The organism is Flavobacterium nitratireducens (assembly GCF_029625335.1).
Classification (GTDB): domain Bacteria; phylum Bacteroidota; class Bacteroidia; order Flavobacteriales; family Flavobacteriaceae; genus Flavobacterium; species Flavobacterium nitratireducens.
Window position 1 is genome coordinate 2,889,232 of record NZ_CP121111.1, and the last position, 14,102, is coordinate 2,903,333.

General features: G+C 39.6%; 8 protein-coding genes, 2 tRNA genes, 3 rRNA genes and 2 pseudogenes. 9 read left to right on the forward strand and 6 right to left on the reverse strand.

Annotated elements, in window-relative coordinates:
* Positions 1–11: 11 nt before the first annotated feature.
* From rpmI to thrS, 3 genes and pseudogenes are all read right to left on the reverse strand, one after another.
* Complete coding sequence (gene rpmI / locus P5P90_RS13560; protein ID WP_007810722.1) at positions 12–209, reverse strand: 50S ribosomal protein L35; 198 nt, start codon at positions 207–209, stop codon at positions 12–14.
* An 89-nt stretch (positions 210–298) separates the two neighbouring features.
* On the reverse strand, positions 299–847 hold the full coding sequence (gene infC / locus P5P90_RS13565; protein ID WP_278036537.1) for a translation initiation factor IF-3: 549 nt from the start codon (positions 845–847) through the stop codon (positions 299–301).
* 22 nt (positions 848–869) lie between these two features.
* Positions 870–2,815 (reverse strand): annotated as a pseudogene (gene thrS / locus P5P90_RS13570) (threonine--tRNA ligase).
* A 930-nt stretch (positions 2,816–3,745) separates the two neighbouring features.
* Here thrS and P5P90_RS13575 point away from each other — a divergent pair.
* The 8 genes from P5P90_RS13575 (at position 3,746) to P5P90_RS13610 (ending at position 10,354) form a co-directional block, all read left to right on the forward strand.
* A 16S ribosomal RNA gene (locus P5P90_RS13575) occupies positions 3,746–5,259 on the forward strand.
* Between the two features lie 130 nt (positions 5,260–5,389).
* A tRNA-Ile gene (locus P5P90_RS13580) sits at positions 5,390–5,463 on the forward strand.
* A gap of 101 nt (positions 5,464–5,564) precedes the next feature.
* Positions 5,565–5,641 (forward strand) — tRNA-Ala (locus P5P90_RS13585).
* A gap of 159 nt (positions 5,642–5,800) precedes the next feature.
* A 23S ribosomal RNA gene (locus tag P5P90_RS13590) occupies positions 5,801–8,683 on the forward strand.
* Between the two features lie 148 nt (positions 8,684–8,831).
* Positions 8,832–8,940, forward strand: a 5S ribosomal RNA gene (gene rrf, locus P5P90_RS13595).
* Together the 16S, 23S and 5S rRNA genes with 2 tRNA genes alongside form the textbook arrangement of a ribosomal RNA operon.
* A gap of 77 nt (positions 8,941–9,017) precedes the next feature.
* On the forward strand, positions 9,018–9,587 hold the full coding sequence (locus tag P5P90_RS13600) for an MATE family efflux transporter (RefSeq protein ID WP_278035158.1): 570 nt from the start codon (positions 9,018–9,020) through the stop codon (positions 9,585–9,587).
* A 96-nt stretch (positions 9,588–9,683) separates the two neighbouring features.
* Positions 9,684–9,827, forward strand: coding sequence for a hypothetical protein (locus tag P5P90_RS13605; protein ID WP_278035159.1), 144 nt, complete (start codon positions 9,684–9,686; stop codon positions 9,825–9,827).
* Between the two features lie 32 nt (positions 9,828–9,859).
* Complete coding sequence (locus tag P5P90_RS13610) at positions 9,860–10,354, forward strand: MATE family efflux transporter (RefSeq protein WP_479724213.1); 495 nt, start codon at positions 9,860–9,862, stop codon at positions 10,352–10,354.
* 227 nt (positions 10,355–10,581) lie between these two features.
* On the opposite strand, the gene P5P90_RS13615 is transcribed toward P5P90_RS13610, so the two are convergent.
* Together P5P90_RS13615 and gcvT are read right to left on the reverse strand one after the other, a co-directional pair.
* Positions 10,582–11,301 (reverse strand): YebC/PmpR family DNA-binding transcriptional regulator, encoded by a 720-nt coding sequence (locus P5P90_RS13615; RefSeq protein ID WP_278035161.1) that lies wholly within the window; start codon positions 11,299–11,301, stop codon positions 10,582–10,584.
* 54 nt (positions 11,302–11,355) lie between these two features.
* Positions 11,356–12,438, reverse strand: coding sequence for a glycine cleavage system aminomethyltransferase GcvT (gcvT, locus tag P5P90_RS13620; RefSeq protein WP_278035162.1), 1,083 nt, complete (start codon positions 12,436–12,438; stop codon positions 11,356–11,358).
* Between the two features lie 183 nt (positions 12,439–12,621).
* Between gcvT and P5P90_RS13625 the strand changes: the two genes are divergently transcribed.
* Positions 12,622–13,467 (forward strand): NAD(P)H-hydrate dehydratase, encoded by an 846-nt coding sequence (locus P5P90_RS13625; RefSeq protein ID WP_278035163.1) that lies wholly within the window; start codon positions 12,622–12,624, stop codon positions 13,465–13,467.
* Positions 13,468–13,491: 24 nt separating this feature from the next.
* Here P5P90_RS13625 and P5P90_RS13630 read toward each other — a convergent pair.
* Positions 13,492–14,047: pseudogene (locus tag P5P90_RS13630) on the reverse strand (DUF4256 domain-containing protein).
* Positions 14,048–14,102: the final 55 nt, after the last annotated feature.

Consider the following 14,102-nt stretch of genomic DNA (forward strand, 5'->3'; position numbering starts at 1 on the left):
ACTTTTGTCGATTAGATAATTCTTAATTGTTGTTTGATACTTTTCATATCTGTAGAGTGAACTAGCGCTGAGTGTGTCAAAGCTAATTTACGTTTCTTAGATTTTTTAGTCAAGATGTGACTTTTAAAAGCATGCTTTCTTTTAATCTTTCCAGAGCCAGTAACTTTAAAACGTTTCTTAGCGCTAGATTTTGTTTTCATTTTAGGCATTTTTCCTAGTTTTTTGAATTTATTCTTACTTACTTATTTTATGTTTAGTTTAAAATAAAAGCGGTTACACTTATTGTTTTAAACTTTAACTATTTCTTTTTCTTAGGAGCAATGAACATAATCATTCTTTTTCCTTCAAGAACAGGTAAAGCTTCTACTTTACCAAATTCTTCTAAATCTGTTGCTAATCTTAATAATAAGATTTGACCTTGATCTTTATAAATAATAGAACGTCCTTTAAAGAAAACAAATGCTTTTAGTTTAGCTCCTTCTTTTAGGAATTTCTCTGCGTTCTTTCTTTTAAATTCATAATCATGCTCATCTGTTTGAGGACCGAAACGAATTTCTTTAACGACAACCTGTGAGGATTTCGCTTTTAGAATTTTTTCTCGTTTTTTCTGCTCATAAACAAACTTTTTGTAATCCATGATTTTACAAACCGGTGGATCAGCATTTGGCGAAATTTCGACTAAATCTAATTCAAGTTGATCAGCTAATCGCAAAGCATCTGCTGTTTTAAAAACTCCGGGCTCTACATTTTCACCTACTAGTCGTACTTCTGGCACACGAATAAGGTTGTTTATTCTGTGCGCATCTTTTTTTTCTACTCGAGGTTGGAAACCTCTATTGTTTCTTATTGCTATGGCTATAAAATTTAAGTTAAACAGTAAATACTTTTAATGTCTTGTTTATTTCTTCGTTTACAATTCTGACAAATTCTTCAATTGTAACGCTGATGTTTCCTTTTCCTTCTTGACCTTGGCGGCGTATAGAAATTGTTCCGTTTTTCTCCTCTTCCTCTCCAACAATCAGCATAAATGGGATTTTTTGCAACTCCGCATCTCTGATTTTTTTACCAATTGTTTCGTTTCGGTTGTCAATTAGCCCGCGAATTTCGTGATTTTCTAGCAAATCTAAAACTTTTTTGGCATAATTTTCATATTTCTCGCTCAAAGACAAGATTATAGCCTGTTCTGGCATTAACCATAAGGGGAAATTTCCTGCTGTGTGTTCTAGTAAAATTGCTATGAAGCGTTCCATAGAACCAAAAGGAGCACGGTGAATCATCACTGGTCGGTGAAGTTCATTGTCTGATCCTTTGTATGTTAGTTCAAAACGCTCTGGAAGGTTGTAGTCAACTTGGATTGTTCCTAATTGCCATTGTCTCCCTAAAGCATCTTTTACCATGAAATCCAGTTTAGGTCCGTAGAAAGCTGCTTCACCGTATTCGACAACAGTATTTAATCCCTTGTCACGTGCAGCATTAATAATAGCATTCTCAGCTTTTTCCCAGTTTTCGTCTGTTCCTATGTATTTTTCTCTGTTTTCTGGATCTCTTAATGAAACCTGAGCAGTGAAGTTTTCAAATCCTAATGAACCAAAGACATATAATACAAGGTCGATTACTTTTTTGAACTCGTCGTCTAATTGTTCCGGAGTACAAAAAATGTGAGCATCATCCTGAGTAAATCCGCGTACACGTGTTAATCCGTGTAATTCCCCTGATTGCTCGTATCTGTAAACAGTACCAAATTCAGCGTAACGTTTTGGTAAATCTTTGTATGACCAAGGTCTTGTGTTGTAAATCTCACAGTGGTGAGGACAGTTCATAGGTTTTAATAAGAACTCTTCGCCTTCTGCTGGAGTATTTATGGGTTGGAAGCTGTCCGCGCCATATTTCGCATAATGACCAGAAGTAACATATAGTTCTTTTTGACCAATATGAGGAGTAACAACTTGCTCATAACCTGCTTTTTTTTGAGCTCTTTTAAGAATTGCTCTAATCGGTCTCTTAAAGCAGCTCCTTTAGGTAGCCATAAAGGTAAGCCTTGACCCACTTTTTGAGAAAAAGCAAATAATTCTAACTCTTTGCCCAGTTTTCTGTGGTCGCGACGTTTCGCTTCTTCTAATAATTCTAAATATTCTGTTAGGTCTTTCTGTTTTGGAAATGAAACACCATAAACTCTTGTTAATTGTTTGTTTTTTTCATCACCTCTCCAATAAGCACCAGCAACACTCATGACTTTCATGGCTTTGATAAGTCCTGTATTTGGGATATGTCCGCCTCTACATAAGTCGGTAAAGGTATCGTGGTCACAAAAAGTTATTGTTCCGTCTTCTAAATTCGTAATCAACTCAGTTTTGTAAACATTGTCTTTGTATAACTCTAATGCTTCAGCCTTGGAAACAGGTCTTAGTTTAAATTCGTGTTTACCTCTAGAAATTTCAAGGACTCTGTCTTCGATTTTCTTGAAATCAGCTTCAGTTATTTTTTGGTCTTCAAAATCTACGTCATAATAGAATCCGTTAGCAATAGCAGGTCCAAGAGTTAATTTGATTCCTGGGAACATTTCTTCTAATGCTTGAGCCATTACATGCGAAGTAGAATGCCAGAAAGCTTTTTTACCTTCCAGATCGTTCCAGGTATATAATATAAGACTGCCGTCGGTTGTTAGTGGTGTTACTGTTTCAATAGTTGTACCATTGAAAGAAGCTGAAATTACATTTCTTGCAAATCCTTCGCTAATGCTTTTAGCAACATCCATTGGAGTTGTGCCTTGTGCAAACTCTCTAACTGACCCATCGGGCAAAGTAATCTTAATCATTGTTAGTTTAATTTTGAGATTGCAAATATATAGTATTCAAAAAATACATACAATATATATTATAGTATAGTGTGTTTCTTTTTGGTTATTGTGTATAGGTGTGTTTTTCAGGAGCTATTTCCCGCTATTCATTTCAATCTTATTGTTTTTAAAGAAAAAAACAATAAGGATTTCCATTTCTATCAGGGCTAGGGCAGTTGCTTAAAATGCTGTTTCTACAGTTATATAATGTAAAATCCTTTGTGTTCTTTAGTTTTCTTAAGTGACTTATGTGTTTAAAATCTCCTTTTCTACTATGAAGTATAGTAATATCTGTTTTTTCTTAGTGTTCTTTGCTAAGAAACTTTCCGCTCTTTGCGGTTAAAGTAATGTCTTAAACTCCAAATTCCTACAAAACCGAAAATTTCTTAAAAATTAAACTTCATGTTATCAGTTGATTAAAAAATAAACCAAAAATAGTTTCAAAAAGGTCTTGTTTAATCGAATAAAGGTTCTACTTTTGCACCCGCAACAGCGAAAACGTTCTATTAAATACTGGCAGGCTAAGAAGAATGATTCGGACGAAAGTTTGAAAAAAAAGTTTGAAAAAAGCTTGTGAGATTTGAAAAAGCGATTTACATTTGCACCCCGTAAAACACGCAAAGTTATTTGAGATATTGACAAGAGAAAAGGAGTTAAGTTTCGGTAAATAAATCGAAAAAAAAACTTTAAATTTTTCTTGTGAGTAAAGAAATAAGTTGTAGTTTTGCAGCCGCTTTGAGAGACAAGCGAAAAACAAAAAGACACGTTCCTAGACATATTGAATTGACAGCCGTCTCGTTTTAAAAACGGGACAAAAAAAATAAGAGTAATAGAATCGCGAGATTTGAATAAACCGATAGTAACTTGGAGTCAATATAAAACAAGAACTTTTATAAGTTCAAACAATATACGATGAAGAGTTTGATCCTGGCTCAGGATGAACGCTAGCGGCAGGCTTAACACATGCAAGTCGAGGGGTATGCCGATTTATCGGCAGAGACCGGCGCACGGGTGCGTAACGCGTATGCAATCTACCTTTCACAGAGGGATAGCCCAGAGAAATTTGGATTAATACCTCATAGTATAGCAGTTTCGCATGAAACCACTATTAAAGTTCCAACGGTGAAAGATGAGCATGCGTCCCATTAGCTAGATGGTAAGGTAACGGCTTACCATGGCTACGATGGGTAGGGGTCCTGAGAGGGAGATCCCCCACACTGGTACTGAGACACGGACCAGACTCCTACGGGAGGCAGCAGTGAGGAATATTGGTCAATGGACGCAAGTCTGAACCAGCCATGCCGCGTGCAGGATGACGGTCCTATGGATTGTAAACTGCTTTTGTACGAGAAGAAACAACATTACGTGTAATGTCTTGACGGTATCGTAAGAATAAGGATCGGCTAACTCCGTGCCAGCAGCCGCGGTAATACGGAGGATCCAAGCGTTATCCGGAATCATTGGGTTTAAAGGGTCCGTAGGCGGTTTAGTAAGTCAGTGGTGAAAGCCCATCGCTCAACGGTGGAACGGCCATTGATACTGCTAGACTTGAATTATTAGGAAGTAACTAGAATATGTAGTGTAGCGGTGAAATGCTTAGAGATTACATGGAATACCAATTGCGAAGGCAGGTTACTACTAATTGATTGACGCTGATGGACGAAAGCGTGGGGAGCGAACAGGATTAGATACCCTGGTAGTCCACGCCGTAAACGATGGATACTAGCTGTTGGGGGCAACTTCAGTGGCTAAGCGAAAGTGATAAGTATCCCACCTGGGGAGTACGGGCGCAAGCCTGAAACTCAAAGGAATTGACGGGGGCCCGCACAAGCGGTGGAGCATGTGGTTTAATTCGATGATACGCGAGGAACCTTACCAAGGCTTAAATGTAGATTGACCGTTTTGGAAACAGAACTTTCGCAAGACAATTTACAAGGTGCTGCATGGTTGTCGTCAGCTCGTGCCGTGAGGTGTCAGGTTAAGTCCTATAACGAGCGCAACCCCTGTTGTTAGTTGCCAGCGAGTCATGTCGGGAACTCTAACGAGACTGCCAGTGCAAACTGTGAGGAAGGTGGGGATGACGTCAAATCATCACGGCCCTTACGCCTTGGGCTACACACGTGCTACAATGGCCGGTACAGAGAGCAGCCACTGGGCGACCAGGAGCGAATCTATAAAGCCGGTCACAGTTCGGATCGGAGTCTGCAACTCGACTCCGTGAAGCTGGAATCGCTAGTAATCGGATATCAGCCATGATCCGGTGAATACGTTCCCGGGCCTTGTACACACCGCCCGTCAAGCCATGGAAGCTGGGGGTGCCTGAAGTCGGTGACCGCAAGGAGCTGCCTAGGGTAAAACTGGTAACTAGGGCTAAGTCGTAACAAGGTAGCCGTACCGGAAGGTGCGGCTGGAACACCTCCTTTCTAGAGCCTTAGTTTTAGCCAAGTGCAGGCTAAGGATAAAGATGAAAAGGTACTAAAGGTCAAAAATTAAGATTGTATTACTCTTGCTGTTAATTTAAAAAAAAGAATAAAGAATTTAAGTAAAAAACAGAGTCTCGTAGCTCAGCTGGTTAGAGTACTACACTGATAATGTAGGGGTCGGCAGTTCGAGTCTGCCCGGGACTACTTTTTAAACTTAAATAGGAAATTTTAGAGGTTGAGTTACACTTAAAGTGAACCGTTTCAAAAAACTGTTAACTTATAACTGTTAACTGACAACTAGATACGGGGGATTAGCTCAGCTGGCTAGAGCGCCTGCCTTGCACGCAGGAGGTCAACGGTTCGACTCCGTTATTCTCCACCAAGAAGTACAGAGATAAGAGTACAAAGTATAAGGATAAGTCTTAATACTTAATACAAAAATCTTAAAACTGATTAAAGTTCATTGACATATTGAGATAAAAATATTAAAAAAGTAGAAAGAACACGTAATTATGTTTATCATTAGGCATAATTATAAGTACAATAAGCAAAATAAGGGCGTATGGGGGATGCCTAGGCTCTCAGAGGCGAAGAAGGACGTGATAAGCTGCGAAAAGCTACGGGGATCTGCACACAAGACTTGATCCGTAGATATCCGAATGGGGCAACCCACTATGTTGAAGACATAGTACACCGATAGGTGGGCAAACCCGCTGAACTGAAACATCTAAGTAGGCGGAGGAGAAGAAAACAAAAGTGATTCCGTAAGTAGTGGCGAGCGAACGCGGATTAGCCCAAACCAATGTTGTTACGGCAATGTTGGGGTTGTAGGACCACGACATTTCTTGCATGAAGAATTAGAATTTACTGGAAAGTAGAGCCATAGAGAGTGATAGCCTCGTATAAGTAATGAATGTAAAGAATAGTGGTATCCTGAGTAGGGCGGGGCACGTGAAACCCTGTCTGAATTTGGCGGGACCATCCGCTAAGGCTAAATACTCCTGAGAGACCGATAGTGAACCAGTACTGTGAAGGAAAGGTGAAAAGAACCGTGAATAACGGAGTGAAATAGATCCTGAAACCATACGCTTACAAGCGGTCGGAGCTTCTTCGTGAAGTGACGGCGTGCCTTTTGCATAATGAGCCTACGAGTTAACGTTGCTGGCAAGGATAAGTACTTCAGGTATGGATCCGTAGCGAAAGCGAGTCTGAATAGGGCGCTTTAGTCAGTAGTGTTAGACGCGAAACCGTGTGATCTACCCATGGGCAGGTTGAAGCTGTGGTAACACACAGTGGAGGACCGAACCGGTTGACGTTGAAAAGTCTTCGGATGACCTGTGGGTAGGGGTGAAAGGCCAATCAAACTCGGAAATAGCTCGTACTCCCCGAAATGCATTTAGGTGCAGCGCTGAGCATAAAGTTATATAGAGGTAGAGCTACTGATTGGATGCGGGGGCTTCACCGCCTACCAATTCCTGACAAACTCCGAATGCTATATAATGTTTCTCAGCAGTGAGGGCTTGGGTGCTAAGGTCCAAGTCCGAGAGGGAAAGAACCCAGACCATCAGCTAAGGTCCCCAAATATATGCTAAGTTGAAAGAACGCGGTTTGTCTGCCCAGACAGCTAGGATGTTGGCTTGGAAGCAGCCATTCATTTAAAGAGTGCGTAACAGCTCACTAGTCGAGCGGACGAGCATGGATAATAATCGGGCATAAGCATATTACCGAAGCTATGGATTTTGTAGTAATACAAAGTGGTAGGGGAGCATTCTAACAGGGTTGAAGGTGTGTTGTAAAGCATGCTGGACTGGTTAGAAAAGAAAATGTAGGCATAAGTAACGATAATGCGGGCGAGAAACCCGCACACCGAAAGACTAAGGTTTCCACAGCTATGCTAATCAGCTGTGGGTTAGTCGGGACCTAAGGCGAACCCGAAGGGGATAGTCGATGGCCAACGGGTTAATATTCCCGTACTACTAAATACTGTGATGGGGTGACGGAGTGATGAAAGCGCCGCGAACTGACGGAATAGTTCGTTAAAGTACCTAGCTATAGGTCCTGTAGTTAAATGCGCAGGAACTGGTGAAATACGATAGTACACAGAGACTTCGGTTGAAGTGATAGTGCGCCTAAGGGCTTCCAAGAAAAACCTCTAAACTTCAGGTATTTAGTACCCGTACCGTAAACCGACACAGGTAGTTGGGATGAGAATTCTAAGGTGCTCGAGAGATTCATGGCTAAGGAATTAGGCAAAATAGACCCGTAACTTCGGGAGAAGGGTCGCCCTGAGTAATCAGGGCCGCAGTGAAGAGGTCCAGGCGACTGTTTATCAAAAACACAGGGCTCTGCAAAATCGTAAGATGAAGTATAGGGCCTGACACCTGCCCGGTGCTGGAAGGTTAAGAGGAGATGTTATCTTCGGAGAAGCATTGAATTGAAGCCCCAGTAAACGGCGGCCGTAACTATAACGGTCCTAAGGTAGCGAAATTCCTTGTCGGGTAAGTTCCGACCTGCACGAATGGTGTAACGATCTGGACACTGTCTCAGCCATGAGCTCGGTGAAATTGTAGTAACGGTGAAGATGCCGTTTACCCGCAGTGGGACGAAAAGACCCTGTGCACCTTTACTATAGCTTAGTATTGACCTTGGATAAATGATGTGTAGGATAGGTTGGAGACTGTGAAGTGGCGTCGCCAGGCGTTGTGGAGTCATTGTTGAAATACAACCCTTTGTTTATCTGAGGCCTAACCCCGCACTGCGGGGGACATTGCTTGGTGGGTAGTTTGACTGGGGTGGTCGCCTCCAAAAGAGTAACGGAGGCTTCTAAAGGTTCCCTCAGTACGCTTGGTAACCGTGCGAAGAGTGCAATGGCATAAGGGAGCTTGACTGAGAGACATACAGGTCGATCAGGTACGAAAGTAGAGCATAGTGATCCGGTGGTTCCGCATGGAAGGGCCATCGCTCAAAGGATAAAAGGTACGCCGGGGATAACAGGCTGATCTCCCCCAAGAGCTCATATCGACGGGGGGTTTGGCACCTCGATGTCGGCTCGTCACATCCTGGGGCTGGAGAAGGTCCCAAGGGTTGGGCTGTTCGCCCATTAAAGTGGCACGCGAGCTGGGTTCAGAACGTCGTGAGACAGTTCGGTCTCTATCTACTGTGGGCGTTAGAAATTTGAGTGGATCTGATTCTAGTACGAGAGGACCGAATTGGACAAACCTCTAGTGTATCTGTTGTCCCGCCAGGGGCACTGCAGAGTAGCTACGTTTGGAAGGGATAAGCGCTGAAAGCATATAAGCGCGAAACCCACCACAAGATGAGATTTCTTTTAAGGATCGTGGGAGATGACCACGTTGATAGGCTATAGATGTAAAGGCAGTAATGTCATAGTCGAGTAGTACTAATAATCCGTAAGCTTATGTACGCTTTTCCCCCGATGTAAATCGGGGGAGGAAACTTTCTAAATGAATTAAAATTCTTTATCTCAGTATGTTAAAATATTGTTTAATTGATAATTAACAATTTATAATTGATAATTAATGATTAAAAGTTGCCCAAGCAACGAACAACCTTAAGGTGGTTATTGCGGCGGGGCTCACCTCTTCCCATCCCGAACAGAGAAGTTAAGCCCGCCTGCGCAGATGGTACTGCATTTTGTGGGAGAGTATGTCGTCGCCTTTCTTTAAAAACCCTATCCAATCCGGATAGGGTTTTTTGTTTTATATTTGTTTAGATGAATCAATGCTTATTTTGAAATAATGAATAAAAAGAAGCTTGTTGATATGACTCGTGGACCTATTGTGCCACAAATTATTCATTTTACTTTGCCATTAATAATTGGTAATTTTTTTGTACTTACTTATAATGCAGTCGATTCAATTATTGTGGGGCGTTATATTGGTGCGAATGCTTTGGCGGCTTTGGGAGCAGCGAGCCCAGTGATGAATGTGCTTCTTTTTTTGATTATTGGAATTTGCTTAGGGATGTCCGTATTGATGGGGCGTTTTTTTGGTGAGCAGGATTTTACCAAATTAAAAAGAGTGGTTTCTACTTCCTTTATAGCTGGCGGAGTTTTTACATTGGTTTTGGTTGCTTTAGGTTTTTTGTTTTCCAAAACTATTCTATTATTTTTAAATATTCCCTTAGCGATTTTAGACGATGCTACCACATATCTTCAAATTATATTTATTGGTCTTGTCTTTACCTTTATTTATCATATATATGCTTCTACATTAAGGAGTATGGGTAATTCTAAAGCTTCACTTTATTTTTTAATTGCTTCGGCATTACTTAATGTTGTTTTGGATTTACTTTTTGTTGTGGTTTGAAAGAAAGGTGTAGCAGGAGCAGCATGGGCAACTGTTATAGCAGAAGCAATAGCTGCTTTGTTTTGTGTTATTTATGTGCGATTTCAAATTCCGATTTTGCGTTTTAGTTCAAAAGATTTTGTTTTTGATAAAGGCTTGTTGCGAACAATTGTTAATTATAGTTCGGTGGCGGCAATGCAGCAAATTACTTTGCATTTGGGTAAGTTTTTAATTCAGGGTGCGGTAAATCCGTTGGGGTAGTTTCCATTGCGGCTTTTAATGCCGTAACAAGAATTGATGATTTTGTCATGGTGGTACAGCAGAATATAGCGCATGGTACTACCGGTTTCATTGCTCAAAACAACGGAAAAGGAAATTTTGCCCGCATTAGAAGAGGTTTTCGAACCGGATTTAAAATGGAAGTGCTGTATTCTATTTTTGTTATGCTGATTGTTTTTTTCTTTTCCAAAGAGCTTATTTCGTTGTTTTTAGGGGATGAAGGCGTTGCTGTTGTTACTGAGGGGGTAAAATATTTAAAGGTGATGGTGTTTCTTTATATGCTGCCGGGAATTACTAATGTGATTCAGGGGTATTTTAGAGGTTTAGGGAAGATGAAAATTACTTTGAACGCTACTTTTGCTCAAATGCTGGGAAGAGTGATTTCTGCTTATATTCTGGCTCCGTATTTTGGGATTGAAGGAATTGCTTTGGCTTGTTTAGTGGGCTGGATTTGTATGTTGTCGTATGAATATCCGTTGTTTAATAAGGCGTGGAGAACGGTTAAATAAATATTGTTTGTTGTTTGTTGTTTTGCGTTAGGGATTGGAGCGGCATCTCCCGATAGTAAAACGAGGCTTTTTAGTCGAAGTTTTTATCGGGAATACAGCGGAAAGCCCGACCGCGTTGCTGCACTCGTTTTCTATTTTTTACTATCCTTCTGCAACGCGGAAACGCCATAAAAAAAGAGTTTAACATTGCTGCTAAACTCTTTCTGATATACTATTTTGGATGAAGATTATTCTTCTGCTTCTTCCATTGTATGATAAACGTTCATTACGTCATCGTCTTCTTCGATTTTTTCGATTAATTTCTCAACGTCAGCAATTTGATCTGCATTCAGTTTTTTAGTAATCTGAGGAATTCTTTCGAAACCTGAAGAAAGGATATCGATACCTCTGTTTTCTAATTCTTTTTGGATAGTTCCAAAGCTGTTGAAAGGAGCATAGATTAAGATTCCGTCCTCGTCTTCAAAAACTTCTTCTGCACCAAAATCGATAAATTCTAATTCTAGTTCTTCAGCGTCTAAACCTTCTTTTGGAATGCGGAAGTTACAAGTGTGGTCGAACATGAATTCTACCGAACCTTGCGTTCCCATAGTACCGTTGCATTTGTTGAAATAGCTACGAATATTGGCAACCGTTCTGTTGTTGTTGTCAGAAGCTGTTTCGATAAGGATAGCAATTCCGTGAGGAGCATATCCTTCGAATAATATTTCTTTATAGTTGGCAGTGTCTTTGTTAGAAGCGTTTTTAATCGCACGTTCCACATTGTCTTTCGGCATATTGGCTGCCTTGGCATTTTGGATAACGGCTCTTAATCTAGAATTGGTTTCAGGATTTGGACCGCCTTCTTTAACAGCCATCACGATATCTTTACCAATTCTGGTGAACGTTTTGGCCATAGCTGCCCAACGTTTCATTTTTCTTCCTTTTCTAAATTCAAATGCTCTTCCCATTTTTAAATTTTTTTAACGCTGCAAAATTACAATTATTCTTGTTTTTTCAAAGAATTAGTTTTTATAAAATGGCATTTTTACCACTTTTGCAGCTACATCTTTTTTACGGATGCGGATGAAGATTTCGCTATCTAAAGCACTGTTTTCGGTAGTTACATATCCCATTCCGATTCCTTTGTTTAAAGAAGGCGCCATAGTTCCAGAAGTTACAATTCCGATGTTGTTTCCGTTTGCATCTACAATTTCGTAATCATGTCGTGGAATTGCTTTTTCTTGCATTTCAAAACCAACTAATTTTCGACTTACTCCAGCTTCTTTTTGCGCTTTTAAATTAGCAGAATTCGTAAATTCTTTGTTGAATTTAGTAATCCATCCTAAACCTGCTTCAATTGGAGAAGTACTATCATTAATGTCGTTTCCGTATAAACAGAATCCCATTTCTAAACGTAAAGTATCACGAGCCGCTAATCCGATTGGTTGGATTCCAAAAGGAGCTCCAGCTTCGAAAACTTTGTTCCAAATAGCTTCTGCCTGATCGTTTTTGCAATAAATTTCAAAACCACCCGCTCCGGTATATCCTGTTGCAGAGATGATAACATCTTCAAATCCTGCAAAGTTTCCAATTGTGAAGTGGTAATATTTGATAGAAGCTAAATCAACTGAAGTCAATGATTGTAAAGCTTCAACTGCTTTTGGTCCTTGGATAGCCAAAAGTGAGTACTCGTCTGAACGATTGACCATTTCTACACCTAAATCGTTGTGAGATGAAATCCAATTCCAGTCTTTTTCAATATTAGAAGCATTAACTACTAATAAATATTCTTCATCTTTAATTTTGTAAACCAATAAATCGTCTACAATACCGCCATCATTGTTTGGTAAACAAGAATATTGTACTCTTCCATCTGTTAATACAGCCGCATCATTTGAAGTCACTTTTTGGATCAATGCCAAAGCATTAGGTCCAGAAAGGAAAAATTCACCCATGTGAGACACATCAAAAACACCAACAGCAGTGCGCACTGTTTCGTGTTCGGCATTTACTCCTTCGTAAGTAATAGGCATATTGTATCCAGCAAATGGTAGCATTTTAGCTCCTAAAGCTTCATGTATGTGCGTTAGCGCAGTATTTTTCATTATGATTTATGTGTTAGGTTTGATGGTGCTAATTTATTGCTTTTATTTTGAGTAACAAAGGTGTAGAAGTCAAAGTTTGTAAGGCTTTGAACTATGCTTTTTTTTAAGAAAATAATTGAAATATTCGTATAGTTTTGTTTAAAATAGTACTAATTTAGATTTGGTTACACTAAATCCAGCATTATGTTTCAGACCATTTTAATAGATAAAGCCGAAATTTTAAAGCACTATAAAACCATTGCTGTAACTACTCATAAAGGAATTCAGGGGCATGCTTTGCTCATAGGTGGGAGTTATGGTAAAATAGGAGCTGTATGTTTGTCTTCTAAAGCCGCTCTGAAAACAGGCTGTGGCTTAGTGACTGCTTTTGTGCCAAGATGTGGTTATGAAATTCTGCAAATTGCGATTCCCGAAGTGATGGTTTTGACTGATAAGAAGAAAAAATGTATTTCAAATATCAATTTCGATTTTAAGCCCAATGCTATTGGGATTGGTCCGGGAATAGGACTAGAGCAGCAAACCCAAAAAGCAGTTTGTGAATTTATTCGGAATAATAGAATTCCGTTAGTTATTGATGCAGATGCGTTGAATATTTTGTCTCAAAACAAATCCGAATGGGGTCATTTACAGTCAAAAACGATTTTAACGCCTCATCCTAAGGAATTGGAACGATTGATTGGGAATTGGCAATCCGAAGATGAAAAGTTTGAAAAAACCATTTCGTTTTCAAAGCAATACAATGTTATTGTAGTAATGAAAGGCGCGCCAACTCATATCGTTGATGGAACCACTATTTACAAAAATACAACCGGAAATCCTGCTTTGGCCACTGCAGGAAGTGGTGATGTACTCACCGGAATTATTACGAGTTTGTTAGCCCAATCGTATAAACCTATTGATGCTGCAAAAATAGGAGTGTATCTACACGGATTAACCGCTGATATTGCAATCCCTCAAACAGGGATTCAATCGTTCATTGCTTCAGATATTATTGCGTATTTAGGAAATGCTTATTTGAGTTTAAAGTAATTTTTTTTTAGAATTTGAAGATAGTTAAACTTTTAGTGAAGCACGAAAACCTCTAGCAGCATAATAAGATTCGGCTCCATTATGATATACAAAAACAGTGTCATAACGGAAATCAGCAAAAATGGCCCCACCTAGTTTTCGAATTGCAGCAGGTGTTTCAATCCAGCTTGAAGATTTACTATCAAAATTTCCTAGTTTTTGTAATTCTCGATATTCTTCTTCTGTTAAAAGTGAAACACCCATTTCTTTAGCAACATCCAGAACATTGTTTTTGGGTTTGTTTTCTTTTCGGGAATCTAAGGCTTGTTTGTCATAACAAAGACTTCTACGTCCTTTTGGGCTTTCAGCAGCGCAATCGCAAAAAGTATATTCGTCTGTTTGAGAATCATAACTAATGACATCTGGTTCTCCTTCTGTGAGCTCCATTTGGTTGAGTGACCATAATTTTTTTCGGATCAGCTTCCAGTTTTGTTTGGATTTTGTTCCAATCTAATTCTGGATGACGCTTGATGTTTTTTTTAAAACGGTTTTGTAAAGTTTTTAATAACGTTGAAGTTTCTTCTGGAGATAGTTTGTTCATAATTTAAAAGTTGAGTTGTCAGTCTGATTTTGTCGAAGACTTTGTTAAAAACACT